Origin of the sequence: Yoonia sp. 67-2 (genome assembly GCF_035117555.1) — a bacterium.
Classification (GTDB): Bacteria; Pseudomonadota; Alphaproteobacteria; order Rhodobacterales; family Rhodobacteraceae; genus Yoonia.
The window spans coordinates 24,561-49,781 of sequence record NZ_JAYKPK010000013.1 but is presented as its reverse complement, the minus strand read 5'-3'; the positions used below and the strand labels follow the sequence as shown (position 1 = coordinate 49,781).

General features: G+C 61.7%; 30 protein-coding genes. 12 read left to right on the top strand and 18 right to left on the bottom strand.

The features are described 5' to 3' along the window. Positions 1-4 precede the first annotated feature (4 nt). From VOY09_RS17255 to VOY09_RS17240, 4 genes are all read left to right on the top strand, one after another. Positions 5-514, top strand: a complete 510-nt coding sequence (locus tag VOY09_RS17255; RefSeq protein WP_322895727.1) for a YdeI/OmpD-associated family protein — start codon at positions 5-7, stop codon at positions 512-514. Between the two features lie 186 nt (positions 515-700). Then, on the top strand, positions 701-1,144 hold the full coding sequence (locus VOY09_RS17250) for a hypothetical protein (protein WP_322895725.1): 444 nt from the start codon (positions 701-703) through the stop codon (positions 1,142-1,144). 52 nt (positions 1,145-1,196) lie between these two features. After that, the gene (locus VOY09_RS17245; protein ID WP_322895723.1) at positions 1,197-1,556 is read left to right on the top strand and encodes a YciI family protein; all 360 of its coding nucleotides are present in this window, start codon (positions 1,197-1,199) and stop codon (positions 1,554-1,556) included. Continuing rightward, positions 1,549-2,793, top strand: a complete 1,245-nt coding sequence (locus VOY09_RS17240; protein WP_322895721.1) for an RNA polymerase sigma factor — start codon at positions 1,549-1,551, stop codon at positions 2,791-2,793. Before VOY09_RS17245 ends, VOY09_RS17240 begins: the two co-directional genes overlap by 8 nt. Positions 2,794-3,181: 388 nt before the next feature. Here the strand turns inward: VOY09_RS17240 and VOY09_RS17235 are convergent, their stop codons facing one another. Genes VOY09_RS17235 through VOY09_RS17210 form a run of 6 tightly spaced genes read right to left on the bottom strand, consistent with a single transcriptional unit; the run spans position 3,182 to position 10,395 of the window. Next, positions 3,182-5,647 (bottom strand): hypothetical protein, encoded by a 2,466-nt coding sequence (locus VOY09_RS17235; protein WP_322895719.1) that lies wholly within the window; start codon positions 5,645-5,647, stop codon positions 3,182-3,184. An 11-nt stretch (positions 5,648-5,658) separates the two neighbouring features. After that, the gene (locus VOY09_RS17230; protein ID WP_322895717.1) at positions 5,659-6,309 is read right to left on the bottom strand and encodes a DUF2460 domain-containing protein; all 651 of its coding nucleotides are present in this window, start codon (positions 6,307-6,309) and stop codon (positions 5,659-5,661) included. Further along, positions 6,309-8,696 (bottom strand): tape measure protein, encoded by a 2,388-nt coding sequence (locus VOY09_RS17225; protein ID WP_322895716.1) that lies wholly within the window; start codon positions 8,694-8,696, stop codon positions 6,309-6,311. The genes VOY09_RS17230 and VOY09_RS17225 overlap by 1 nt, the downstream gene beginning before the upstream one ends. Further along, entirely contained in the window at positions 8,686-8,883 is a 198-nt protein-coding gene (locus tag VOY09_RS17220; protein WP_322895714.1) for a hypothetical protein, read from the bottom strand. The genes VOY09_RS17225 and VOY09_RS17220 overlap by 11 nt, the downstream gene beginning before the upstream one ends. Before the next feature lie 29 nt (positions 8,884-8,912). Next, positions 8,913-9,419, bottom strand: a complete 507-nt coding sequence (locus VOY09_RS17215) for a hypothetical protein (RefSeq protein ID WP_322895712.1) — start codon at positions 9,417-9,419, stop codon at positions 8,913-8,915. Between the two features lie 37 nt (positions 9,420-9,456). Then, the gene (locus VOY09_RS17210) at positions 9,457-10,395 is read right to left on the bottom strand and encodes a phage tail tube protein (RefSeq protein ID WP_322895710.1); all 939 of its coding nucleotides are present in this window, start codon (positions 10,393-10,395) and stop codon (positions 9,457-9,459) included. A gap of 112 nt (positions 10,396-10,507) precedes the next feature. Between VOY09_RS17210 and VOY09_RS17205 the strand changes: the two genes are divergently transcribed. Further along, on the top strand, positions 10,508-10,717 hold the full coding sequence (locus VOY09_RS17205; protein WP_322895708.1) for a hypothetical protein: 210 nt from the start codon (positions 10,508-10,510) through the stop codon (positions 10,715-10,717). A gap of 10 nt (positions 10,718-10,727) precedes the next feature. Here VOY09_RS17205 and VOY09_RS17200 read toward each other — a convergent pair whose 3' ends face one another. Next, on the bottom strand, positions 10,728-11,153 hold the full coding sequence (locus tag VOY09_RS17200) for an acyl-CoA transferase (RefSeq protein ID WP_322895706.1): 426 nt from the start codon (positions 11,151-11,153) through the stop codon (positions 10,728-10,730). 62 nt (positions 11,154-11,215) lie between these two features. On the opposite strand from VOY09_RS17200, the gene VOY09_RS17195 reads away from it, so the two are divergent. The 3 genes from VOY09_RS17195 (at position 11,216) to VOY09_RS17185 (ending at position 12,987) form a co-directional block, all read left to right on the top strand. After that, complete coding sequence (locus tag VOY09_RS17195; RefSeq protein ID WP_322895704.1) at positions 11,216-11,683, top strand: DUF1778 domain-containing protein; 468 nt, start codon at positions 11,216-11,218, stop codon at positions 11,681-11,683. Next, on the top strand, positions 11,673-12,221 hold the full coding sequence (locus VOY09_RS17190; protein WP_322895702.1) for a GNAT family N-acetyltransferase: 549 nt from the start codon (positions 11,673-11,675) through the stop codon (positions 12,219-12,221). The genes VOY09_RS17195 and VOY09_RS17190 overlap by 11 nt, the downstream gene beginning before the upstream one ends. Positions 12,222-12,339: 118 nt before the next feature. Beyond that, entirely contained in the window at positions 12,340-12,987 is a 648-nt protein-coding gene (locus tag VOY09_RS17185) for a hypothetical protein (RefSeq protein ID WP_322895700.1), read from the top strand. On the opposite strand, the gene VOY09_RS17180 is transcribed toward VOY09_RS17185, so the two are convergent. The 9 genes from VOY09_RS17180 to VOY09_RS17140 form a co-directional block, all read right to left on the bottom strand. Next, positions 12,984-13,613 (bottom strand): DUF6441 family protein, encoded by a 630-nt coding sequence (locus VOY09_RS17180; RefSeq protein ID WP_322895698.1) that lies wholly within the window; start codon positions 13,611-13,613, stop codon positions 12,984-12,986. The two genes, VOY09_RS17185 and VOY09_RS17180, sit on opposite strands and share 4 nt — an antisense overlap. Next, entirely contained in the window at positions 13,610-13,924 is a 315-nt protein-coding gene (locus VOY09_RS17175) for a head-tail joining protein (RefSeq protein WP_322895697.1), read from the bottom strand. Before VOY09_RS17175 ends, VOY09_RS17180 begins: the two co-directional genes overlap by 4 nt. A gap of 18 nt (positions 13,925-13,942) precedes the next feature. After that, positions 13,943-14,965: a major capsid protein gene (locus VOY09_RS17170; RefSeq protein WP_322895695.1), complete on the bottom strand. Its 1,023-nt coding sequence runs from the start codon at positions 14,963-14,965 to the stop codon at positions 13,943-13,945. A 123-nt stretch (positions 14,966-15,088) separates the two neighbouring features. Further along, positions 15,089-15,469 carry a head decoration protein gene (locus VOY09_RS17165; RefSeq protein ID WP_322895693.1) on the bottom strand — a complete coding sequence of 127 codons (381 nt, stop codon included), beginning with the start codon at positions 15,467-15,469 and terminating at the stop codon, positions 15,089-15,091. A gap of 50 nt (positions 15,470-15,519) precedes the next feature. Further along, positions 15,520-16,965: a S49 family peptidase gene (locus VOY09_RS17160; protein ID WP_416236773.1), complete on the bottom strand. Its 1,446-nt coding sequence runs from the start codon at positions 16,963-16,965 to the stop codon at positions 15,520-15,522. Beyond that, on the bottom strand, positions 16,962-18,518 hold the full coding sequence (locus tag VOY09_RS17155; protein ID WP_322895691.1) for a phage portal protein: 1,557 nt from the start codon (positions 18,516-18,518) through the stop codon (positions 16,962-16,964). The genes VOY09_RS17160 and VOY09_RS17155 overlap by 4 nt, the downstream gene beginning before the upstream one ends. Before the next feature lie 3 nt (positions 18,519-18,521). After that, positions 18,522-18,737 carry a phage head-tail joining protein gene (locus VOY09_RS17150; RefSeq protein WP_322895689.1) on the bottom strand — a complete coding sequence of 72 codons (216 nt, stop codon included), beginning with the start codon at positions 18,735-18,737 and terminating at the stop codon, positions 18,522-18,524. 1 nt (position 18,738) lies between these two features. Beyond that, positions 18,739-20,808 (bottom strand): phage terminase large subunit family protein, encoded by a 2,070-nt coding sequence (locus VOY09_RS17145; protein ID WP_322895687.1) that lies wholly within the window; start codon positions 20,806-20,808, stop codon positions 18,739-18,741. After that, positions 20,756-21,325 (bottom strand): hypothetical protein, encoded by a 570-nt coding sequence (locus VOY09_RS17140; RefSeq protein ID WP_322895685.1) that lies wholly within the window; start codon positions 21,323-21,325, stop codon positions 20,756-20,758. Before VOY09_RS17140 ends, VOY09_RS17145 begins: the two co-directional genes overlap by 53 nt. Positions 21,326-21,453: 128 nt before the next feature. Between VOY09_RS17140 and VOY09_RS17135 the strand changes: the two genes are divergently transcribed. From VOY09_RS17135 to VOY09_RS17120, 4 genes are read left to right on the top strand one after another with little or no spacing between them, the layout of a single operon-like run. Further along, positions 21,454-21,666, top strand: coding sequence for a DUF6900 domain-containing protein (locus VOY09_RS17135; RefSeq protein WP_322895761.1), 213 nt, complete (start codon positions 21,454-21,456; stop codon positions 21,664-21,666). Between the two features lie 12 nt (positions 21,667-21,678). Continuing rightward, on the top strand, positions 21,679-21,891 hold the full coding sequence (locus tag VOY09_RS17130; protein ID WP_322895682.1) for a hypothetical protein: 213 nt from the start codon (positions 21,679-21,681) through the stop codon (positions 21,889-21,891). A gap of 23 nt (positions 21,892-21,914) precedes the next feature. Then, positions 21,915-22,316 carry a hypothetical protein gene (locus VOY09_RS17125; RefSeq protein ID WP_322895680.1) on the top strand — a complete coding sequence of 134 codons (402 nt, stop codon included), beginning with the start codon at positions 21,915-21,917 and terminating at the stop codon, positions 22,314-22,316. Between the two features lie 44 nt (positions 22,317-22,360). Further along, positions 22,361-22,915 carry a DUF3489 domain-containing protein gene (locus tag VOY09_RS17120; RefSeq protein ID WP_322895679.1) on the top strand — a complete coding sequence of 185 codons (555 nt, stop codon included), beginning with the start codon at positions 22,361-22,363 and terminating at the stop codon, positions 22,913-22,915. Positions 22,916-22,939: 24 nt separating this feature from the next. Here VOY09_RS17120 and VOY09_RS17115 read toward each other — a convergent pair whose 3' ends face one another. Further along, complete coding sequence (locus VOY09_RS17115) at positions 22,940-23,443, bottom strand: GNAT family N-acetyltransferase (protein WP_322895678.1); 504 nt, start codon at positions 23,441-23,443, stop codon at positions 22,940-22,942. Between the two features lie 167 nt (positions 23,444-23,610). Next, complete coding sequence (locus tag VOY09_RS17110; RefSeq protein ID WP_322895676.1) at positions 23,611-24,873, bottom strand: site-specific DNA-methyltransferase; 1,263 nt, start codon at positions 24,871-24,873, stop codon at positions 23,611-23,613. Between the last annotated feature and the right edge of the window lie 348 nt (positions 24,874-25,221).

Below are 25,221 nucleotides of genomic sequence, written 5' to 3'. Positions count from 1 at the left end.
CGCTGTGTGCTACTTTACCCATGACTTCGTTGCCGCGATAGCCCTGCACGGCGTCGGAAAGTCGCGGGTCATCAACTACAAGGTGTTGTTCATGCCGCCCCATATCGAGCAAACGCTTCCCTTTCAGACTTATCCTCGCCTGCGTGTCGAAGGGGAAATTGCGGATGTCCCCGTTCGCGGCGCATGGATGCCCACAGGTGACGGGCGGCGGTATTTCATTGTATCGCCGCAGATCAAAGCGAACACAGGCCTTGATGTCGGCGACGAGGTCGAAATGCGATTCCGGGTGGACGATCAGGATCATGTGGATGTGCCTGCGGCCCTACAATTGGCCTTGCAGGCAGATGACGCTGCACGGGCGCAGTGGGATCAGCTGACAGCCGGAAAAAAGCGCATGTTTACCCATCATGTGCTTTCCGCCAAGACAGCAATGACAGAAAACCGGCGGGTCGGTGAAGCGATCATCGCCATATCCGAAGGCATCACATTGCGTGATTTGCAAAAGCGCAAATGATAGCTCAACGCTGGTCGCAGCCTCGGGCAAATGACAACCATCATGTCGTCTGTTGCCCCCTGTCTGTTGCCGCGTTTCAAAATAATCCAGCCGCCTGTCGAAATGCGGCCATGCTGCGCATCATGGGTTATAAGGAAGACGTCGATCTGGCCTTTTCCGCACGAAACATGGACTGAGGAACCTAAGATGACAGACTCAACATTTACTGCAAAACCGCCTCTCTGGTTCTGGGCCGGGGCGGCCCTTGGGCTGGCGTGGAATGTTTTCGGACTGGTGCAGTTCGTGGGCAGCCTGACCCAGACTGAAACGAGTTTGATCGAAGGCGGCCTTACGGCCGAACAGGCCGCCACGATGACAGGTTACCCTGTCTGGATGACGATCGCCTTTGCGATCGGTGTTGGTGGCGGCACAATCGGCTGCGCCCTGTTGCTGATGCGGAACGGCCTTGCGGTGCCGGTCTTTGTGGCGTCGCTGGCTGGCTACGCGCTGCTCTACATCGGCGATATTGTCTACGGCGTCTTTGCGGCGATGGGCGCGCCGCAGGTCATCGTTCTGACGATGGTCGTTGCCATCGCTGCGGCCTTGCTTTGGCTGTCACTAAAGGCCCGCCAACAATTCCTGCTCACCTGAACTTCCGACGAAAACCCCTGAAATCGCCTTACACACATCAAAGGAGACACCGATGCACTACATGATCGCATTCAACGAACTGCCAGACGATTTTGCGAAGCGCCAGGACCCCGACGCCGCTGGCCCCTATTGGGGGGCCTGGAACGCCTATATGGGCGCCATGGGACAGGCTGGCGTCATGGTGCAGGGCAACGGATTGCTTCCGCCGGACACCGCATCCACCGTGCGCCTGCGCAATGGCCAACGCGAAGTCCATGACGGACCCTTCGCCGATACCAAGGAACAGCTCGCCGGATATTGCATCATCGACGTTGCAGATCTGGACGCCGCACTCGACTGGGCTGCCAAATCCCCTGCGGCCTTGACCGGATCCGTTGAGGTGCGTCCAGTCATGCCGCCGCCAAATGCGTGAAAATCCAGCCGGATTACCGCGCGACCATGCCGAATTGGTCGCGCGGGACAGCTATGGCAAATTGCTGGCGTTGATTGCCCGGCGGACGCGCGATGTCGCTGCCGCAGAAGACGCCTTGTCCGAGGCATTTGCCGCCGCGCTGAACAGCTGGTCCGAAAACGGCGTGCCGAGTAACCCGCAGGCCTGGCTTTTGACAGTGGCACGGCGCAACGCCGGGCAGGCCTTTCGCAAGGGAATGGTGCGCCAGAACGCCCAACATGTGATTGAAATGATGCATGACGAAGCCCAATCCAATACAGGCTCCGACAGGGTCGATGACCGGCTGCGCCTGTTGTTCGTCTGCGCCCATCCGGCCATTGCACCGGATATCCGCACACCGCTGATGCTGCAGACAGTGCTTGGCGTTGATGCGGCGCGGATCGGCAGATCATTTTTCGTTAAAGACAGCACAATGGGCCAGCGTCTTGTCCGTGCCAAGGCCAAGATGCGCGACGCGGGTATCCCGTTCGACATGCCGGAACCCACAGACCTGCCCGCCAGGCTGAACGACGTGATGGCAGCCATCTATGCAGCCTTTACCATTGGCTGGTCGGATCTGGATGCGTATGCCGAGAACGGGCAGGACTTCGTGGATGAGGCGCTGTTTCTCGCCCGTCTTGTGGTGGATGCGCTGCAGATGCAGGCAGAACCCAAAGGCCTTTTGTCATTGATGCTTTACTGCGAAGCGCGACGGCCCGCACGCACAGGAACAGACGGCGGCTTTGTCCCTCTCGCCGAACAGGATAGCACGCTTTGGTCGCGGGACATGATCCGTTACGCAGAAAACTGGTTGCGCCGCGCTGCAGCACTCGGCACCCCGGGGCGCTATCAGACCGAAGCGGCGATCCAGTCCTATCATGTCCAGCTGTCGCAATCGCCTGATTTACCGGGTGATGCTCTACTGAAGCTTTACGACGCATTGATCACGCAGACTGAAAGCCTCGGTGCTGCAATCGCGCGCGCCGCCGCCTATGCGCGGTGCGGGCGGCCCGAGGCTGCCTTGGCGCAGCTTGACTCCTTGCCGCTCGGTCTGATCCAAGATCACCAACCATTCTGGGTTGCACGCGCGACCATTCTTGCAGCATACGGCCACTTTGACGACGCTGCTGCAGCCTTCGATACCGCGATTGCCAAGACCAACGACCCTGCTTTGCGCAGCTTCCTGACGCAGAAACGCAAAATGACTTTGACAACCTAACTTCGGCGTAAACACACATTCTAGCAGACATGAACGCAGTGCCGTCGAATGGCAGTAGGGACTTAGTCTGCAGTGCTTAGAGTTTTGAAAATGCTGCACGAACCGCGAATGACCGGTTCGGAGAAGCTGCAGCGCGGGGACGACTTTTACGTCGAATGTCTGCTCAGGGCCGGAAATGTCACGAACGATAGCCACAGTCGGTACCGTTGGACATTTTGCTGATGCCAGAAAGTCGCCGTTCCGTTGTTATCACGCCGCTCCCGTAGCGAACGGCGGCTCGGCAAACCTGACGGTCGATATGTCGGCAGTACGCGGATCGCTTAGCCCGCTTGTCGGTGGCCTTTTGTCAATTGACCGACACTATTCAACGAGGAAATTATAATCGCGTTCAGCTCACCCCAACCCGGTAGACCGCTTCCCAGTCGATCACGCTGCCGGCGGTGACGGCCGTCGCCCCGCCAACCGGCACGACGCTGAAATACACCTTGTTGCGCGCCGGCACAGCGATGGCATCGATGAAGGCGCTCGCGATGAATTCCGCGCCACGGATGACCTCGATCTCGCTGCGGATACCGCCACCGGTTGTTATCAGACGCGCGGTATTGCTGTTTGGGAAGCCGTGGCCTGCCACCCCGATATTGACCGGCAAGTAATCAGGATCCGCATAGCCTTCGGTCGACACCGATCGCAGGATCGGCAGCATCGCGAGGTAGGCCGCCTGCAGGGTCATATTTCGCCGCCAGACCAGATGATGGGCCAGCCGCATCTCGCCGCGTTCCCAGACCCAGCGGGTGACCAGATCGGCGGCCAGCACATTGGCCGCATTATCCACTTCCCAAAGCTGCACTTTCTGGATCGCTTCAATGCGCCGGGCGCGCAGCGGCATCGCACCATCGGGGATGACGCGTTGCCCATCGACCAGCAGGATCAGCGGGCGTGTCTCCTGCATATCGCCATGCGTACTGCCGCCCATGAAATCCGATTTTCCGACCTCGCGGATGGCCACCTCGAACTCGCCGCTGTCAGTCAGCGCGATCCCTGTGGAAAACGTGGTCTCTCCGGCACGACTGGCCGTGGTCAATGATGTCAGCCGCCAGCCTAGAGCGCGGGTGGCAGGATCATCATAGCGGGTCAGCGACCAGCGGATGTATTTGGCAGGCTCGCCTGCGCGCTGCGCGATCTGGATCGCACCCGCACTTAGGGTGAGGACCAGCTCGTCATCGGGGAATGTATCGGCGGCAGGGGCGGGCAGGCGGGAAGGGATCTCTGTTCCGTCAACCAGCAGCACCTTCAGAACGGTCACTGCGGCTGGCGTGTAAACGCTTTGCCCTTGCAGGCGGTTATCGATGACCAGAAAGGCGTTTTTGATCGATGTCTGCCCCGCAACTGCCAGCGGACCGGTCCAGAGCCACCAACCGTCGCCGATGTGGCGCGCGGCTATTGTCGCTGTGCCGGAGATGGCCCCGATCGGTTTGATCGAAACGCTGCGCACCAGGGGCGATGACAGCTTGGCGAAGATGGTCACCACATCGGTGATAGCGCGCAGGATCAGACCGTCGGCAGGGCGAATTTCGACATTGGCGCCAGCCGGCACAGTCACAGTGCCATCTGCATTGATCACAGGTGTCCCGCTACCAGCGGTTGTTGCGACGGTTGCAACGCCGGGCCAGAGATCGGCGACCGGGCCAGGGTCGGCCAGAAGGCCCGAGATGCGCTCACGGTCAGGGTCAACCGTCTCGCGCCGCGCGCTGGCGATTGCCACCCTAAAGGGCGTGAGCACCACCGCAGCGCCCGTTGCGTTGGCATAATCAACATTGATCTGCGTGGTGCCAGTGGGAACCACATCCTCCGCCACCCACCAACCGCCGCGCGGTGCAAAGGGTACGCTCAGCACCAGCGCGTTTGACCCGTTCAGGAACCGCAAGGCTGCGGGTTGGCCTGCGCCACCGATGCGCCGGAACGCCATCCGCAGCGTCGCACCGACCACGACCGCAACATTCGCGAGCGACGTGCGCATAAACAGGCGGCCAGCTGGCGCGATTGTTGTCTGGCCAGGTGCGAAGGTGACGCCATTGGTCGGTGCCATGTAATCGTCTGGCCGTAGCGAGTAGATAAGGCCAAAGCGTTCGGCGGGAAACGGATCGATTAGCGCATTGTCGATCCGGCCCAGTGTGGGATAGCGAGCGACCTCTGTCTGGGTGCTGCCAGTGTCACGGCGATAGCGGATGATCTCGTCTGGGGCAGCGACCATGAACTGCCCGCCATCAGCCATGGCTGCACGACCCGCGGCAAGATCTGCAAACACAACTGCATTTACAAAGGCCGCGTCCCGGACAGATTGAGCATCAACGCGCGCGGCTTCTGTGATCACCCTTGCAGTCTCGGACAGCACCCGATCCACACCCGCCTTGCTGGCATAATGCCGCGCAGAAAACTGCTCCGGTGCGACAGGCACGTCCACCGGATTGGCGGCCCAGCGTGCGGCGGCTTGCACACTTTCTACCGCCACATCCCGCGCTGCGCGCGCCTCGGCAAGCTCGATCGGCGTGATGGGCGGTGCGACCATATCCACCCCGTCGGCGATATCAAAACTGTCCGTGCCTTCTGGGACCGCCACCTGAAACATCCGGTCAGCGTCCTTGAGCCGGACCTTCACCAGATAGAGCCCGGGCACGATGCTGGCGGTGATGGCCCCGTTGTTGTTGGTTTGCATAGCAAAAGGTTCGTCCACGATCACCACACCGCCTTGGGAGGCGGGTTTGCGCACGGCGCGCAACCACATCAGCGTTTTGTTGGCAAAGTGGGTCCCGTCCGGCGTGCGCAGCACACCGGTTACAGTTCGTGTCACTGTCATTGCAGGCCTCGTTACAGACTTGGAAAGGGCGCGGCGGGCAGGCGCAGCTCGATCAGCGGAATGGAGGTGATCGACCCCATGCGTTCGAAATCCAGCGTCACATCCATGATGTCGCTGTCAAAACGCACCGGCACATCGAAGGCAAAGCCGGCGGTGACAATCGCGCCCGGACCAGGCGGTGTATCAAATGTCACAATGCCGGTTGTTACATCCACCGACCACCCGCTGAATAGTTCGACCTCGCTTAAGGCGACACGCACCGAGCCTGCCACCGGCTTGCTGATTTTGCGCGTCCAGCCCAGTTCTGCCGTGCCGTATCGCTTGCAAAGTCGAAACTGCTTCTGGTTGCCATCGCCGGTACCAATCACCTGATCGCGGGCATCGATCGCGCGGGACGGAAGGCAGGAGGTGTAATCTGCCCAGTCTTTATAGCGGAAGCCGTAGAGCCTGCCACCACGTGCCTCGAAAAACGCCACCACCGCTTGAAGGTCATCCGCACGCCGGATGCCGTAAGCCACATCGAAGCGCCGCCGCGAGTCCGCCCAGCTGGCATTGCGCTCCTCGGCACCCGAGGCGAGCTCAACGATCTGCACCTTGCGCTGTGGTCCGCCGCGCGCACCGCGGCTGATATTGTCGGGAAACCGCACTTCATGAAACGCCATCACATATTCCTTCTGCCCATCGCGACCGCGCGCTGCATGTCAGCCGCGATCTGGCTGCGCGATTGCTGGAAGCTTTCCGCATCGCGGGTCTGGATGTTCACCACGACGGGAGGCATCGCGCGGGCACTGACCCCACCACTGTCACCGCGGGTCTCGTCGATGATGCGCTCGCGCGGATGTACCATCGCCAGAAACCCGCCGCGCCCGTCAAGCCCGCCGCTGCGGGGGGCATAACCGGTGTGACCGCCACCATCGAATGATTGCGCGGGCGCAAAGGCACCCGCGATGGCTTGCCCGAAGCCGCCCGACATGCCGCCCAGTGCACCGGTCAAGGCGCCGGCGACGGGTCCGATGATGAAGCGGCGTGCGGCCAGCTTGGCAAGATCGGCAATCATGCTGGTGACAAGGCTGGTGAAAGACAGCTTGCCTGTCTTCACGAAATCCACCACGGCATCCTCGGCGCCTTCAAAAGCATCGACCAGCACATCGCCGACCTGGCCGCCGATATCGCGGGCGCGGTCGACATAGGCACCCAGCTGTTGCAGCAGAGCGTCCCAGCCGGTCTTGGCTGCCTCAGCGCCATCAACAAGCCGCTCTGCCGCGCGTCCACCGGCAGCGCCTGCTGCATCGAGTGCGTCAGTGATTGCGTTACCTGACAAGGTAACTTCATCCAGCGCGCCGCTGCCGTCTTCACCTGCTGCCACCATCGCCTGGCGTAGCGCTTCCCAGCTGTCCAGCGGCATGGTCAGCCCGGCAAAGATCTCCTGATAGGTCTGGCGGAATTCCGTGGCCGATTGGCGGGATGCCCGTGCGCTATCCTCCAATCCCAGATCGGGCACAGCAATAGCATTTGCTTCAAACGCACGCTGAAATGCGTCACGCGCACCGGTGGCGGCGCGCGTTGCTGCCCCTTCGAACTGGTTGGCGATGCGCGCAACAGAAACCGGATCAAGCGCGCCGATGGCGATGGGTGCACCACCGGTGGCCCACTCGGGCAGCAGCGCCAGCGCGCTGTTCAGGCCGCCGATAAAACGGTTGCTGCGATCGACCACGGCATTGAGCATGGATTCCACACCGCTGATCAGCGTGTTCGCTGCCTGGAATGCAAAATCACCGATGGTTGCCGGCAGTGCGCCCCAGATCACTTTGATCGCGTCATAGGCGCCTTGAAAGGTGTTCAAAGCGTTGTTGCCAAAGCCCACGACAGAAACGAGCGCGTCCTGCATCGCATCAGCGGTGTCGGCTTTGAAATCATACCAGGTTGCGGCAGTGGCAGCGCCGAGCCCGACCGCGCCGTCCTTCATCCGGCCCCAGACTTCGACACCGAGATCACCGAGCAGGCTCATCGCGGCACCAAAGCTGCCCGCACCCTGCACCAGCTTGCCAAACCAGAAGATCAGTTCGCCAGCCCCTACGACCAGCGCACCGATACCGGTACGGATCAAGGCGCCACGCAGAAAGATCAGCGCGCCGGACAGGGTCATGGTGGCAAGCCGCGCCGCAATGAACCCTGCCACATAACGCCCACCCATGAAGGCCGCGAGTGCAATCCCGTAAGCCGCGACCCGTTCAAGGTTGTCGGCGAGAAAGATGATGCCTTGGGCAACGCCATTGGATGCGCCCAGCAGCGTGTCATAGGTCCCCACCAGCCCTAACGCAGCATTCCCCATCAGCACAAACGCATCACCGATTGTTGCGGGCATCGCATCAGCCTCGGATCGCAGCAGTTCCAGATTGCCGACAAGGGCGCGGCGGATCACATCGCCGGTGATCACGCCTTGCGCGCCAAGCCCGCGCAGCGCGTTGACGTTGACGCCAAGTTCGGCCGCCAGCAGTTCGGCAACGCGGCCACCGCTTTGGATCACGGTATTGAGGTTATCCCCGCGCAACGTGCCCAGCGCCATGGCCTTCGACAGCGCTGTGCTGACACTGGCCGCCCGTTCCTGCCGCGCTCCCGAGACCACCAGCGCATTGTTCAGGGCTTCGGTAAAATCCAGGGTGTCATTGGTCGACAGCCCCAGCTCGCGCAGGGCGGTGGCATTGGCGAGATAGGACCCGGTGGTTTGCTCCAGCGAGGAGTAGGTCCGGCGCGCCATCTTTGCCAGCCGGTCCATCACCAGCGCGCCGCGCTCTTGCGATCCGGTCGCGAGATCAACCCGCGAGCGCAGATCCGTCCAGGTGTCGGTATAGGCCACCAGCTGGCGCACGCTGATCGCGGCCCCGAGGATGCCCATGACACGGCGCACCACCAGTCCGGCGGTATCAGCGGCACGCACGACGCGCCCGAAAGCCCGCTCGCCGCTGTCACCGACGCCCTGGAACTCGGCTTTCACCTGCCGGCCCCCTTCCGCCACAAGGCGGACAGAGACGCGTTTGCTACTGCTCATGGCCGGTACTTCCTGCTCTGATCTGGTCGTTCAATTGCCGGACCATCTCGGCCTCGATCTCTGGCAGCAGTTCGGCTGCGGCTTGGGCGGGTACGCCCAGCGCGCGGGCCAGTGCGAGCGCGGCACCCATGTCCCAGCCAATTACAGCGTTGGGGGCAAGGCGCAGCTGACCACCGAGGCGCAGCACCAGATCCCAGACCTGCGCCCCTTCGCGGGTCAGGGGCGCGTGGAGGGTTTGCGGGCAGTCCGGGCACGCGCCTTCGCAGGCGGCGCAATAGGCGTCGCCCCCGCCGTAGTGCCAGGCAGCGAAGGCGCGGAGACGTTTTTTTCCGCATCCAGCAGAAAGCCTCCCGCCAGATAGCGGGTCTGGAAGGCGTCAAAGATCACCCAGATATCCAGCAGGGCATCAAGGCCGGCGTCAGTGACCGCAACAGGATTGCCATCGGCATCGCCGACACCCTCCCATGCGGTGACCACGCGGCGTGCGACCGCCTTGGCCATAATGATACCGGCGTCATCGCGGGCAGCGAGGTCGGCGTTTGTCAGTGCATGCTGTGTGTTTGGTGGATCAGACGAAACGCTGCTTTGCTTGCTGACAGCGACAACCGCAGGGTCGCGGCGTGCGGCGGCCATCACGGCTGTGGTGAGCGGCTCTACCTGCAGGCGCACGCCATGGCCAAGGTCGATCCATGTGGCCTTCTTCGTCAGATTAAGGCGCAGCATCGGCAAGTCTCCTTTGTGATGATGAAATCGCGCATGGTCAGTAGCTCGCGATGCTGTTGGTGAGGACGGCGGTGCACATGCGAGCCGGGCTTGTGGCTTTGGCGGCCTGCCAGTCAAAGCTGGCTTGCACACCTTGCGGACCCGCAATCTCGATCCGCGGGATCGGCAGATAGACGGCATGTGCTGTGAAGGCAAAACTGGCACTGGCGCCCAGCGTATAGGTGAATTCCAGCTCGCAGGGCGCGCCGTCGATGGCCTGGGTCACCAGCGCATTGTCGGCAAAGCGCACCTCGATCCGGCCGGTGAGCGCTGCCATGGTTGGCTCTGCACCATCAATGCGGCCATCGCCACGGATGGTCTCGATCCGGTCGAGGTTATTGGCATAGGTGATCTCGGCCGACACCACATTGCCCAGCGCTGTGCCATTGCGTTTCACCGCGCCGTTGAAATGGCCAAATCGCTGCAAGCCCAATGTGGCGGGCGTGCCAGCCGCGCTCTCCACCGCGATGCTTTCGCCTTGGGCGATCAGGCGTGCGGTAGCGGTCAGCAGGCCCGAGCGCTGCATTTGCCAGCTCAGCTGATCGAGCACACAGCCCGCATACATCGCATAGCGCGGCACCTCTGGCATCGCCGTCTCGATCGCCATGCTGGGCAGATTCCAGTTGCCGGACTGGAACGTATGCGTCTTGACCGTGGTGCCGGTTGTCACCGGTTGCCCGAACGCAGCCTTCAGCCAATAGCCGAACGCTTCCACGTCAATCGGGACGACGACCTCGCCGTCGGCCGTTACTGCATCCTTCACAGGTGCCAGCGGATCGCGGCCATAGCCCAGCAATTCAGATGCCAAAAGCGGCTGTTCCGCGCCTAGTGTGGCCCGCGCAAAGGGCATCAATCGGAACCCGCTGGCCGGCGCGGTGCCGTAAACCGTTTCGTACGCCAGCGCCATCTGCGCCCGCGCGCCTTGCGCTCGTGCCATGGGAGTCTCCTTGTTATGTTTTGGGGAGTATTGAGGGTGTTGGTTTTGGCTTGGGTGCAGCAGGCCAGACGGCTATGCACGCGACAACAATTGAATGTTGCGGGGATGAACGATGGATAGTGTGGTGATGGTTGTTCTGGGCCTGCTAGTGCTTTACCTGGTCATCTGGATTTACATCCTGTTGCCCGCCCGCATGGCCGAAACCCGAGGCCGCAATGCTTTGGGCTGGGTGCTGCTGAGTGTGTTCTTCTCGCCGCTGCTCGCCTGCCTGCTACTCTGGCTGTTGGGCGACAACCCGAACCGCAGCAGCGCACGGGTCTGACTGCACGATGTTATGCCAAGGGGCTTGCGCTTGAATAATGCAGAACGACTGTGATCACGGCGGCTTTAAGTGCCGCAGCACCCTCGATCGGCAAATCAACAGGCTGCGGCGCGTCCGCTTCAACCCAATCGCAACGCCCGGCCAGTGTGCGATCGGCGTTGATCACCGCGCCAATACTGGCGCAAAGCGCATCGAACAGGGCGTCGCGCTGGTTGGGGGATTGAACTACCACCTCCAGCTCCGCGCGGTGCTGAAAATGGTACATCAGCGGCGACAAGGTGACAGCGGGTTCCCCAGGATCACCATCGCGCAAAATGATCAGGCCGGCAGGCGGCACCCGTTCTGGCAAGACCTCGCCGCGCAGCACCGGCACATGCGGGATTGATCGCAACAGGTCCGCCAGAGCGGTGAGGGTCGCTTCGCGGATGGTGGTCATGGAGTTCGGGCCTTCGTGGCAGTGTTGCAGATTGTGTCGGATCAACCAGCTCTAAGACGGTGATGATCGTAGTGCCGACCATGATCGGTGCGATCACCCCGGTAATCATGCTGATGATCGTGATCATGGTGCCGGTCATCAGCTGGCGTTCGGTCGACCTCGGTAGAATTATTGACATGTACGGCGATTTACCGTACATGGTCACTCAAAGGAGACCTGCCATGTTTGCTCTTGGTACTGTGGCCCCGACAGCGGGGAAGATGGAAGCCCGCAAGGAAATCCGCATGCACCGCGTTGATGAAGACCGGATTAAGGCCGCGGCCGCAGCCACCGGCTTGCAAGAAGCCGACTTTATTCGCCAAGCGGCACTCTTGCGTGCACAAGAGGTTGAACAGCGCCTTTCGTTGTCGATCTTGCCTGTTGATGCTTTTGACGCGTTCAAAGTGGCAATCGAGGCTCCAGGCCGGCTTGTTCCTGGCCTCGCCCGTGCAGCCGCGGCGACGAAGGGCGTGCTGAAGGATGCCGGCTGAGCAGGCGGCAGATCTGTCTGCCCTGACGATTGCACGATTTGACAAGGCGCTGCATGACCGCAGCGCCTTTTCTTGCGGCTTTGCCCCCATCGACAATTTCCTGAAATCCTCGCTGTCCGATCAAGTCGCGGACGGTATGGTCGCAGCATGGATGGCTATGAACGATGGTGATGCGGCCGTGCTTGGTTTTTACACGCTGGGTGCTTTGGCTGTTCGCGCTGCATTGGGGCCCAAGAAATGGCAGCGCGCGCGTGTGCCGGATATCCCGGTGATCTACATCCGTGCCGTGGCGGTGCATGTTGATATGCAAGGCAAGGGTGTCGGCACCGCGCTGTTGATCGACGCAATGAAACGCTGCCTTGAAATCTCGGTCCAGATGGGAGCTGCAGCGATCGTACTGGATGTTCTGGAGGATGCCCAATTCCAGCGGCGCCGGGATTTTTATGAAGGGCTGGGATTCCGGCATCTGGGCGATTCGGATAATCCACATCGGGTTTATATTTCGATGTCCGATGTCAGAGCGACCTTGGGTGGGTGATGCGGCCAATTCCGTGCGCGATCGGTGACGGCTGTTCAACTGCTTGTAGCGCTTGCGTTGATGGACGTGCGATGTTGAACTCTGGCCAACTGAACGCGGCAGAAATCGGAGTGGCCTGTTGACCAAGAAACCCATAAGTGTTGCGGCCCTTGATGAGTTGGGGCGTGTGCGTTTGTCAAACTCCTTCTTCCTGCGTGAATTCTTGTACAGTGAAGTCGCCAATCTCCACGGTATCCCGAATATTCCCGATGATCCCGATCTTGCCGTGATGGTCGGCAAGCGCCTTTGCGAGGATCTTCTCGAGCCATTGCAAGAAACATTTGGAAAGATCGTCATCCGGTCGGCTTATAGGTCCTGCGAAGTGAATGGATTTTGCAACGAACAGCAACGCGCCAAGAAAAAAGGCTACAGTTGCGCGTCGAACGAAGCCAACTTTGCGGGTCACATCTGGGACCGCCGGGATGCGGAAGGCTATGCTGGTGCTACAGCCTGCATTGTGATCCCGTGGTTTGCAGACCGTTATGAAGCTGGTGCGGACTGGCGCTCACTTGCGTGGTGGATCCACGACCATCTGCCTTACTCCAGCCTGTATTTCTTTCCGCGGCTTGCGGCATTCAACATTACCTGGCACGAAAAACCCGAGCGCAGGATCGACAGTTACGTTGATCCGCGAGGTTGCCTGACCAAGCCCGGTATGTCGGACCACGAGGACGATCATGTGCAGTGCTATCCCGGGTTTCCAGTTCTGTCGGTCACGGCCGATTAGGAATGTCTCGCCATCCAACCCGCCACAATCAACCCTGGCACCTTATCATGCACCCGCCGTGCATCCCGCGCCAGATCTAGCCGTTTGCGCAGTTGTACCTGCGGAACCAGCAGAAAGACCGGCACGGTGGTCAGCCCGCGGCCGGTCTTTGAGCGTGACCTGACCGCCCGTCCTGCGGTGCTGAGCCGGCCTTCCGCCACAAGCAAACTTGGGCCCCGCCGTCGATAAACAAACCGCAACCTTAGCCCGGTGCGCTGTTCCCAAGCGGCTGGCGTAATCCGCCCGCCGCGGCTGGATTTCCCGGCGGCCGCTGTCGGGATTGCCAGCCAGAAACCGTTTTTTGCGCGAATGAGAGGACCGGTGTCGTGGGCGCTGACGATCACCGGCGCTTTTGACCAGACCAGCGCCGCGGCGTTCAGGCTGGACCGGCCTTTGGGGAATTGCTCTGACCTGATCGTGCGCGCCAGCCTTTGACCCAGCCCGGCGCCGGTAATCTGGCTGCGCCACGAGGACTTCAGCTCGTTGCCGGCTGTGCGCATAGCGCTCGATACCGCGCGCTCGCCGGCTTTGATCTCGGCGGCCATCAGACTGATCAGCTTGGGTGCGATATCAACTGTGAACTTCATGCCGGCCTCAGATCGACGGTCCAGATCAGCCGTTCGCGATCGCGCACAGGCTCGCCCTGAATGGTGAAGCTATCGGTACCGATCACGATCAGATCGCCGGGGCGGGGATCGGACAGATCGGACACGCGCACGTCCACCATCATTGTGTCGCTGACAAAGCGCCCTGCGCCGAACTCGCTGATCCGGTCCGGTGCGCGGTGGATGACGCGGATCGGGCGTTCTTCGGATGTGCTGGCAGATATCCAGAGCGCGCCTGCCGCCATAGATGTGTTGGCATAGACGCGGTTCATGGCGGCAGCGAAGACATTCATCACGATGATGCCCGCCGATCAGTTCGAGGTCTGCAGGCGGATCGCCATACGGGGGCGTTTGTTGACGGGCAGGATCGAGCTTTCGGTCATCAGATCGATCCAGCGACCTTTGGCATCGATCATCTGGCGGGCGTAAAGCGGCAGACCGATCGTGTTGGCGGTTTCCAACAGGTTGGCGGGACCGCCATAGGTGGTGAAGGTGTCGAAGGTCCCCATCGGGAATGCGATACCCTCGCCCGCAGGGATCAGCCGTTCGGAGGTGCCACCCGAGAGCGTGACAGAGCCGTTGTATTCCTCGAACAGCATGCCGGCGAAAGGGAAAGCGCGGCGCATGTCCTCGCGCAGCGGCTGGCCACCGGTGGCAGAGAAGAACTTGTACGCTTCTTCGGTCTTGGGATGGCTGATCAGCTTGTCGAAGAATTCGGAACTGACCAGCGCATGGGCGGTAGTCATGGTCTCGCCCAGAAGGTTGTCCTCCATTGCGCGCAGCACATTGCGGACCTTGGCCTGGATATTGGTTCCGGCCGTGCCGAACACGAAGTCGATCGAGATCTGCTCGAGGCCGAACTCGGTGAAGTAGTTGTAGAGTGTGGTGCCCGCACCGTCTTTCACGATACCGCGCAGGGCGTTCATCTCCATATATTCGCGTGTCTGGGCGTGCTTGCGGCGCATCAGTGTCAGCTTACGGTTCATCACCTCGACCAGCGGATCGGCGGCGTCTGACAGGCCCAATGCGGGCATGCCCTGAATGTCGGCGGGCAGGATGACGTCGTCATGCGGAATCCAGGGCAGCGCAAAGGAGCGCATCGAGCGCTGTTCGCGATTGCCGACTGTGGCGGGTGCGCCCAGCGGCACCGAGGGCAGCAGGCTCAGCACGCCGGCGCGCTGTTCGATTACGATCGCGCGTTGGGTGACGCCTTCGAAGCGAAACAGGCCGATCTGGCCGAGGCGGGTATAGAGATTTGGCAGTATGTTGATGGCCTGCGTCATCTCTGCGAGCGAGTAGCCGCCCGCGTCAAACGGGTTGCGGGTGATGGTCATGGGGAACTCCGGGGGCATGAGAGGGAAGGGGCGGTTGTGGTGACATGGCGCAGAGCGCCGGCCGCGGCGCCGCGTGTGACGGGCGCCGGTTCGGCATCATCTACATTTGTCCTCGCGCAGGGATCAGGCGGTATCGCGCGGCACGATCCCGATGGCGGCAAGCTGGCCGTGCTTGGTGGCGGTTTTGGCCGCGTCATCGACGGTCGCATCAAACACCAGCGCCGCTTTGGACACGATCGCGGGACCGCGCAGGACCACCAGACCTGTAGCGTCTGCTGCACTGGCATCGACAGCAGAAAGCAAAACAGCCGCGGCGGTTTGCGCGCCGTCTGTGCCGCCCGAGGTCGCAAGCTTGTACTTGCCGCTGGCGGTGATGCGACCAAGGACTGCGCCGACGGGATAGGCGGTGCCGGCCAGCAGGGTGATCGTTTCGCGTGTGAAGTTTGGATTGAGCTCGTATTTGAGCACATCGCCCATGCCGGGCGGTTGGGTCAGGACAGGCATTGGTCAGTCTCCGTAGTTTTGGGGCAGCGGCAGGTTGGGGTGGCGCATTGTCAGCGTTTGGCGTCGGTTGCAGCCTTTTTTGCGGCTGCAATGATCGGGCTGTCTGTTGCGGCTGTCGCGGCAGGAGCCGTGGCAATGATCCCTGCCGCATCGCTGCGCGCGGCAAGGTCGGCCAGAACCCGCGCACGCAAAGCTTCGGGTTTCAAGCCGCGCGCCACAGCATCGGCGGCGTCGATGCGCACACCAAGCCGTGCCGCCTGCGCGCAAACCTGTGCCACCTCGGCGGCCTCGGCCCGTACGGCGTCAGCGGTCATCGCTGCATCTGGTGTTGGGGTGGTTGGCTCTGCGCGGTCGGTTTGGGCTATCGGTGTCGGGTTGGATGTTGGCATTGACGTTGCAGACGCTGTGGGCTGGGACGTTACCGCTTGATCTGCGGGCGCATTGGTACCTGTGGGCGGCGCCGGCTCCGTCGCGCTGGTGTCAGTGCCGGTCCGGTTGCCAGTATTGGCGTCGGTGTCGGTGTCGGTATCGATTGCGGTTGGTGCGGTGCTCATCTGTTGTTTCTTTCTGCTGGGTGAGGTGGTGCCGCGCGGGGCGGCGGCGAAGGCGCTGAACGCGGTGACCGGATCGGCCAGCGCGTCGGCAAGACCGGCGGTGATGGCATCGATGCCGCGGAACACGGCCGCTTCGGTGGCGAGCGCTGCGTCCTGGGACAACCGTTTCCCGCGTCCTGCGGCGACGGTCTCGGCAAAAAGAAACCGCACTACTTCCAGCTGGCGCTGCATTTCACCATGCATGGCCTCGGGCAGCGGCTGATATGGATTGGCGTCGATCTTGTAGGCGCCCGCATGGATCAGTGTGACGGCGATGCCCTTTTGATCCAGCGCACCACTCATGTCGGTATGCAGCGCCACAACACCGATACTGCCCACAGCCCCGGTGCGGGGCAGGATGATCCGGTCGGCTTGTGAGGCCAGAACATATCCTGCTGAGAGCGCATGTTCGGCGACAAAAGCGTGCACCGGCTTCTGCGCCCGCGCGGCCCTGATGCGATCGGCCAGATCGAAGGCACCCGCAACCTCGCCGCCGAAACTGTCGATATCGAGTGCGATGCCGTGCACGCCGGGATCAGTGAGTGCTGCCTGCAGTTGGGCCGCGATCCCTTCATAAGAGGTCAGGCCAGAGGATTGCCCGATCCAGGCACCGCGATGCACCAGCGTGCCGGCGATTTCGATCACAGCAATCCCGTCCACCACGGCGTAAGGCGCTGTGCCATTGCGCTGGTGTCGCCGGGCCAGATCACTGCCGAACAGCGACGCCCGGACGGGCAGGGCGGCCGCGCCCTGTTCGGCGGCTTCGATATCGAGACCCCGGAAGGTAATGTCCTGCCCGGTGATCCGCGGCCCCAGCCCTGACAGAAACGCCAGCGCCTTGGCGGGATCGACCATCAGCGGGGTGTTGAAGGCGCGCTGCGCGATCTGTGCGTGATGCATCATATGCCGTCCTTCATAGCGGATTTTCTGGGACGTCCGCTTGCAGTATTGTCTGTGCCGTTGTCATCCGCGCCGTCGCGGGTGCCGTCACCGTCATCATTGCGCCCATGATCATCGTCGCGGCCATCATCATCGCCGGTGGCCCCGACTGGTCCGCCCGGCCCCTGCGCGGGCGAGCCCGGGCGGCGGAAGTCGAGACCAAGATTACGTTCGCGCTTTCGTTCGGCCGCAATCTCGCGGTCGACCTGTTCGGCGTCATAGCCGCGCTCGGACAGGGCTTGGGTGCGGGATTTGAGCCCTGCCTCGATCTGCAGAATCTCGGCCGAGGCGTCCTTCATCGGATCGACCCAATCCCATTTGGTCGGCAACCACGCACAAGCCTGATACTGCCGCCGCTGGCTGTCATAGCCGGGCAGATCAAGCGCTCCCGACAGCACAGCCGTGTCCAGCCAGCGCATCCAGACCGCACGGCACATCTGGAAGACCAGCACAGAATGCTGCCAGGCCGAGATCCGGCGGCGGAATTCAATCAGGGTTATGCGGGTATTGGAGAAGTTGCCCTTCGCTGTGTCGCCGGTCAGATAGCCGTAGGGTATGCCCAAAGCTGCACTGATCTGCAGGAGCGTGCGGTACTGGAACAGCTCGTAGGTGCCGCCCGAGTCTGGCGTGGCGGGTGTCGAGACATCTTCGCCCGGATCAAGCCGCACCACCTGTCCGGGCTCGACCTCCAGATCCTCATCGGTCGGTTCCAGCGGCGTTTCCGGTGCAGGCGAGGTGATGAACATCGCGAACATCGCCGCGATCTTTTTGCGCTCAAGCTCGGCATCATCGTAAAGGTCCAGCGTGAACAGCTTGACGATAGCGGCGGTAAACCGCGACATGCCGCGCAGCTGACCGGCTTCCACCGGATCAAGCACATGGATCACATCTGTGGCCGGAACCCGCACCGTTTCGCCTGCAAGGCCGGGATCGGTCAGATCACCGGGATGCCGGCGCAGAAAGTGATAGGCCACACGGCGGCCGATGCCGTCAAACTCGATGCCTTGCCGGATCAGCCCCGCGCCTGGCAGCGTGCGGTTCATATCAAGTGGTAGCATCTCGGACGGCAGCATCTGTAGTTGCAGCGGCACGGTGAGACCGTCTTCTGCGCGTCGCGGCCTGATCCGCAAAAACACCTCGCCCGCCAAAAACACCTCGCGCGCGGCACGGCGCTGCAGCCCGTAGAAATCCGTGAGCCCTTCGGCGTCGGCATCATCGGTCCAGGCAAGCCAGAGCAGCTGCAGCTGTTCTTTCAGCGCGGCATCGGCAATCGTTGAGGATGGCTTGATGCCATCACCAACGACATTGCTGGCAAAGCTCTCGACGGCATTGGCAGCATAGCCGTTGTTGCGCACCAGCCAGCGCGCGCGGGCGGTGATTGTATCCCCCGACGCGGTGATCAGCGTGTTCACATGGGCGCGACTGGCGCGGAACCCGCGCAGGCGCCGGTGGGATTGTGCCGCGTCAAACCCGCCGATGATGCTGCCGATGCGCTGACGAAAGGCATCAAACGCCATCGCTTACAGACCCTTCGTGGCGACGGTGCCCCAGCGCCTGCGACGCCGCATGCCTGAGGTGGCTGTGGCGATGCGGGTTTCCAGATCGGCAACGGCACGCGCGAGTTCCGCGTCCGAGCCGTAGGTGACGGTCTTGCCGTCATAGCTGACCGACCGGACCCCCGCATAACGGGCTTCCTGCAGGGCGGCCAACAAGGCGCGCATCCGTTCCAGATCCATCTCAATCCCTCATGAAGGTCGGTGTGTAAGCCCGGCGCTTGCGGCGCGGGGTGATTGGTGTGCCGGCTTTGGGTGGCGCGGGCGTATCTGGTTCAGTGGCCAGACCTGCGAAAGGAACCGCAGCTGACGCCGGGGCGACAGAGGCTCTGGTTTCGACCCCGGCCTGCGCTTCAAGCCGGCGCCAGGTCGCCTCGTCCCAGCGATCGGCACCCATGATCCATGCGGCGGCGCGGGCATAGACGCGGGTATCAAGCGCTTCGTTGCGCTCGCGCATTTTTTGCCATTCGGGGCGGGCGTAGCCGCGTTTATTGCGCACAGTGACCAATTGTTCGGCCACCAGCTGTTTGAGCCATTCGGTATCGATCCAGTCGGGCAGATGCACTGTGCCCGGCGCGTCCAGCACACCCAGCGCCCGATCTTCGTCGCTGGGACGTTCCAGCCGCAAAAAGCGGTAGGTCTCGGTCTTGAAGGTGGCCGTGGCCACAGACCAGAGCCGCGCGCCGCGCCGCAGACGCTTGCCCCCGATGGTCGCATCCACGAAGGTCGGACCTGACACCGGCGTGGCGCGGTTGAAGCCTTCAAGGCCTTTGACGGGGGCGACCTGATCAAAGCCCTGCTTGCGCGCCCATGTGTAAACCGCAGGGGCTTCGTAGCCGGTATCGATCGCCAGCTTGCCGATCACGATGACAGCGCCATTGGCGCAGGCCCATGTCCGACCCAAGAGTGCCGTCAGCTTGTCCCAGCAAGCCGGATCGTCCGGACCGCCTGCGATCACGATATGATCGACAAGCCAGCTTTCCAATCCGCGGCCCCAAGCCCAGACATCCACCTCGATGCGGTCTTTTTGTACATCGACGCCTGCGGTCAAGAACAACCCGCCCATCGGGATTTGCACGCCACCATAGGCTTCACGGCGTTCGGCCAGCCGTTGCCATTCGGGCGCGTCGCCGCTTTCAACCCATGTCTCGCCCAGCAGCGTATTGCGCGCAGCGCGCAGCATCTCTTCCGAGCCTTGGGCTGCCAACCAGTCGCGGGCGATCTGTTGCCAGCTTTTCCAGCCGAGCGGCGAATAGAGCGCCGAGAGATGGAAGCCTATCGCATAGGGATCAGCAGACACGGCCGTTGCGCGCCACGCACCGCGCGCCAGCATTTGCGTCTTGTGATGTTCGGCGATGGGCTTTTCGCAGCCTTCGCAGTGATAGGCCGCCGTATCAGGTCGCCCTTTGTCCCAGCGCAGACGCTCGAACTGCAACCATTGCATCGTGCCGCAATGCGGGCAGGGCACAAAGTAGCGCCGCTGGTCAGAAGCCTCGAACTCCCGCTCGATCCGGCTCAGCCCCCGGATCGTCGGTGTCGAGACCATGAACACCTTGCGCCGGTGCGAGAAGGTGGTGGTCCGCGCTTCGGCCAGCGTGACCGGATCACCTTCCTCGTCGGCGGACGCGGGGTAGGCGTCGACCTCATCGAGAAAGATGTAGCGCGCGGGCATAGACCGCAGGCCGGTGGCGGAATTGGCACCGGTCAGCACCAGAATGCCGCCCTGGAACTCCTTTGACAGCATCGAATTGCCGGCATCGCGCGACCGCGCCGGATTGACCCGTTCGCGCAGCACCGGCGAGTCCGAGATTAGCGGGTCGATCCGGCCGCGCGATGTGCGCTTGGCCATCTCGACGGTGGGCAGCACCGCCAGCATCGGCCCCGGCGCGTGGTGGATCACAAAGCCGATCCAGTTGTTGCCAGCCTCGGTCGCGCCAACCTGTGCCGCTTTCATGAAGCTGATCCGCTGCGCGGGGTGGTTTGGCGACAGCGCATCCATGATTGCGCGCAGATAGGGCGTGCGTGATGTCCGGTATTGTCCAGGCTCGGCCGAGGCCCGCGACGACAGCTTGCGATGCGCGTCGGCCCATTCCGACACTGTCAGATCAGGATCGGGCCGCATGCCGCTGCGCCAGACCCGCAGGATGTCCGCGGCCCCGTCAAAGCCGAGGTCGAGATCGGCGGTCAGATCATCATAATCATCATCCAAGCGAGACCCTGAGATCGGCGAGGGCGTCGAGTTGCGCTCTGACATGGGTTTCCAGCACCCTTTGCAGGATCGCGGCCTCGATGATCACCGGTGTGCCGGATTGTTTTTCCAGCTCTGCGGCGATTTCGGCCGCCATCAGGGCCGCCACACGGGGCGGCCAGGTGACCCATGTGTCGCGTTCCTGCCGCGCCAGTCGAAACACCAGCGTTTCCGCCCGTGCACGGTCGACCAGCGTGCCTTTCTTCTTCTGGATGCCAAGCTGCTTTTCCTGGGCCTGATAGACGGTCAGCGCGGTGCGGGCTTTGAGATAGGATGTGCTGTCACCCGCGCCGGATACGCCGCTACTGGTCACGCTGGCACCATCGCTGGCAGCCCCGAAGCCGCCGCGCGCGCGAAGCTGCTGGTCGGGATCGGTTGTGGCGACACGACGTGCGTCAGAAGCTGCCGCGTTGATCGATCCGTCGGCATGTACCACCAGCCGCCCGGCTTTGCGCGCTTTTTGCACCGCGCCGCGTGACAAGCCGGATCGTTCTGCATACGCGCGCTCAGATATACCTTCCATGGCGCTTGGTTTGTCCTCAACGCATTGTAAATAAACAAGAAAAACAACCTAATTCAGTTGATTACACTCCCGCGTAGAGCGATTCTGGGTGCAGGAAAACGATGCAACTCAATCCCGGAGACAACGCCATGATCGCCAAAGGCGCCCCAGCCAAAGCCCCCAGCGAAGCCCTGCTGCTGGAGATCGCAGCCAAACATTTCCACACCATCGAGACGCTAGAGACGCGCAACAGCGACCGTCTGGATTTCCACGACGTGGCGGTCTGGGCGATCCGCGCAGCACTTGCGGAGGCCTTCGAGGCCGGACGCCGCGCTGCTGCAACCACCAAATCCCAATCCTGAAAGGATACGCACATGGCCATCGCCACCACCGCCGACACAACCCGCATTTTCATCGACCGCAGCCGCTTCATGCAGGTCCTGACCCCAGCCACGCTGCAGGGCCATTTCAACGATGCGAGCCTGAACGCAGAGGTCTTCGAGATGGCGGGCCGGATCGGGATCGACTGCCTCACCGTTGAACTGGCCGATGTCGTGCCCGTTCTCAAACAACACGGGCTCATCTGAGCGCCACCAAAAAGGACCACCCGATGACATTGCCCCCTATTCTGCCCAGCCGGAACCTCGACCACGGCTTTTACCGCACCCTCACTGTTTGCCCCCAGCGCGACCGCCGCAGCGTGGAGGTCTGGGTGCTGGCCTCGACCCTGATTGCCACTGCGATTGGCGCCGACAGCGAAGATGAAATGACCGGCATCCGCGATTTTCTCGACAGCCACATGGGCCGCCACTTTGCCGATGACGTGGTCAACAACATGACTGGCTGCAACATTGACACTGAGGCCGCGATCATCGCCGCCATCCGCCGCTGGCAGGACTGGCGGATCAACCGCCAGACAGAGCGCGATCACGGTATTCCCGCCGGGCTGTCTTACCTCAACGGTTGGGTGCAGCACTTTGCCGTCGCCGCAACCATGGGCGAGCATGACTGACCGCGCCCCTGATCATAAATGACTTTACAGAGTAGGAAGCCACTATGCCCCCACTGACCGAGACCCAACGCTTGATCCTTTCCGCCGCTGCCCGGCGCGCGGATCACATCGCCTTGCCATTGCCCAAAGGGCTGCATGGTGCGGCCGCCAAGATGGTCGTCACTCGCATGACCACCAACGGCTGGCTGCAAGAGGTCGACGCAAACCTGCGCCGCAGCGAGCCACTCTGGCGCGAAACCGGTGATGGGCACGGCACGACGCTCATTGCAACGGAGGCAGGGCTGCTCGCGGTTGGGCTCGTGCCAGCCGCGTTAGGCACAGACGCTCTTGCAGGAATTCTAAAACCTCAAACCGCGCATAGACCCACCGCAGCCACAGCCCCGAAACCCGTCGCCCTGCGCACAGGCACCAAGCAGGCGCTGGTCATTGCCCTCCTGCAACGGCCTGAGGGCGCAACCATTGCTGAAATCGTCGAGGCGACAGCATGGCAAGCGCATTCAGCGCGAGGCATGATATCTGGGGCGCTGAAAAAGAAACTGGGGCTGACGATCACCTCTGTGAAGGAAGATGGCAGAGGACCTGTTTATAGGGTCGGTTGACGCTTTGTGCTTTTTGGCGTCATTTCAGATGGTGAAGTGCCGATAAACCAAATCCGTTGGATCGGGTCGCCGAGCACCTTCATCAAGAAATGCACCAAGTCGATCCGCCAATTTGGCTGATCTTTCGTTATCAGGATCAATGTAGCTCACCAGCGTTTCAAGTTTTCGGACATCCTTTCCCCAGGCACGAAGGGCGGCTGCAGCTTCATATGCAAAGCCTTTCCCTTCTGCATCAGGATATAAGAACCAACCGAGCTCCCACTCCGGAAACAGCGGCCCGGAATTAATACCGACCTGCCCCAGGCAAGCGCCACTGTCTGAGTGTTCAATCATGAGAGCACCGCACCCGAAAAGGCTCCATTGCGCGTGATCTGCGCAAAACATGCCCCAGGCAACAGATTTCGAAAACGGTCCACCCATGTAGGCTGCGCGATCTGACGCCATAAGCTGGTAATATGCGGTCCAATCATCCGCCCTCATGGGTCGCAATGTCAGGCGTGTTGTTATGAGGGTGGGGACTGTGTTCATCAGGCAGTTATCTCAAAAATTGCTTTCGACTTTATAGCTCGGGATCAATGTCCGCCCCGCCAAGTAGCCTTCGTGCAGTTTTTCGTACGTGTCACGCCAACCTGCAGCGCGACTGAGGGCGGAATTCAGCATTTGAGAGCACAACCTGTCAACTCAGCTTTGGATTGTCATCCTGATAACCTCTGCAATTTCAGTTCTTCGAAGGCCTCGCCCGTCTCAGCCAAGATGGCGCTCGCGCCTGTAAATTGCTGCCATCTCTCGATCGCCACATCGACATAGGCGGGGTTCAACTCGACGCCGTAGCAGGCGCGACCGGTGGTTTCCGCGGCGATCAGCGTAGTGCCGGACCCCATGAAAGGCTCGAACACAGCTTGTCCTGGGCTGGAATTGTTCAGGATCGGGCGACGCATGCATTCGACGGGCTTTTGCGTACCATGTACAGTAGTGGCATCCTGATCCTTGTTGGCGATCTGCCACAGCGTGGTCTGCTTGCGATCACCAGCCCAGTGGCCTTTGCCGGTTTTGCGCACCGCATACCAGCACGGCTCGTGCTGCCAGTGGTAATCACCGCGGCTTAGCACCAGCCGGTCCTTGGCCCAGATGATCTGCGAACGGACGTTGAAGCCCGCTGCTATAAGGCTCTCGGCCACGGTCGAGGAATGCAATGCGCCGTGCCAGACATAGGCCACATCGCCAGGAAACAGGTCCCAGGCTTCGCGCCAGTCAGCTCGGTCGTCGTTCAGCACCTTGCCAGTGCGCTTGGTCTTGGCCGCACCGGCTTGGTTGCGCCATGACGGGTCATACTCCACACCATAAGGCGGGTCGGTCACCATCAGCTGTGGTTTCACGTCGCCCAGCAACCGCCCGACCACGTCGGCCGATGTGCTGTCGCCGCAGATCAGGCGATGGGAGCCGAGCTGCCAAAGGTCACCTTGGACCGAGACGGGCGTAACCGGCACGTCCGGTACATCGTCTTCACCCTCGACCGGTCCGTCGCTGCCCAGCGCGTCGGGGTCACGCAGCAATGCGTCCAGATCATCATCGCTGATGCCTAGCAGCGACAGGTCAAAATCGTCTGCCAGTAATCCCGCGATCTCGTCGCGCAGCATAGCCTCATCCCATTCGCCCAACTCGGTCAGCTTGTTGTCGGCGATGCGGTAAGCGCGGCGCTCGGCTTCATCCAGATGACCCAAACGGATCACGGGCACATCCTTAAGACCCAGCATGGTGGCTGCCAGAACACGACCATGGCCTGCAATCAGTTCTCCATCGTCTGCGACCATGCAGGGCACGGTCCAGCCGAACTTTGCCATGCTGGCCGCGATCTTTGCGACCTGATCGGTGCCATGGATCTTGGCATTGCGCGCATAGGGGCGCAGCCGGTCAATCGGCCAGGATTCAATCTGGCTCGGCGCGAAGACGAGGTCCATGTGGAAGCTTTCATGTGGGGCAGGGTAGGCAATCGTATCGGGGCGCTGGCAGTTGCCAACGGCTGAAACATTATATGCAATCCGGATTTAACAAAGCCTGCCGCGAGCGGGTGTCTCTGGCGCGCAAAACTTCGATGATCAACGTATGGGTCAAGGGGGGCAGCTTTGTCAAATATTTTTTGACGTTGAATCAACGCGTTCTGATGGATCCATTTCGCCCTGGCTCAGGGTGGATGCTTTGGCTGGCGAGACTTGCTTCAGTTTGCATTGGATTGGTCGTTGACGGCCCTTTGCTGCCGCGCTGCAAAGTGAACGGCGCTGCAGCGCAACTTCACGAGATCGGCCATT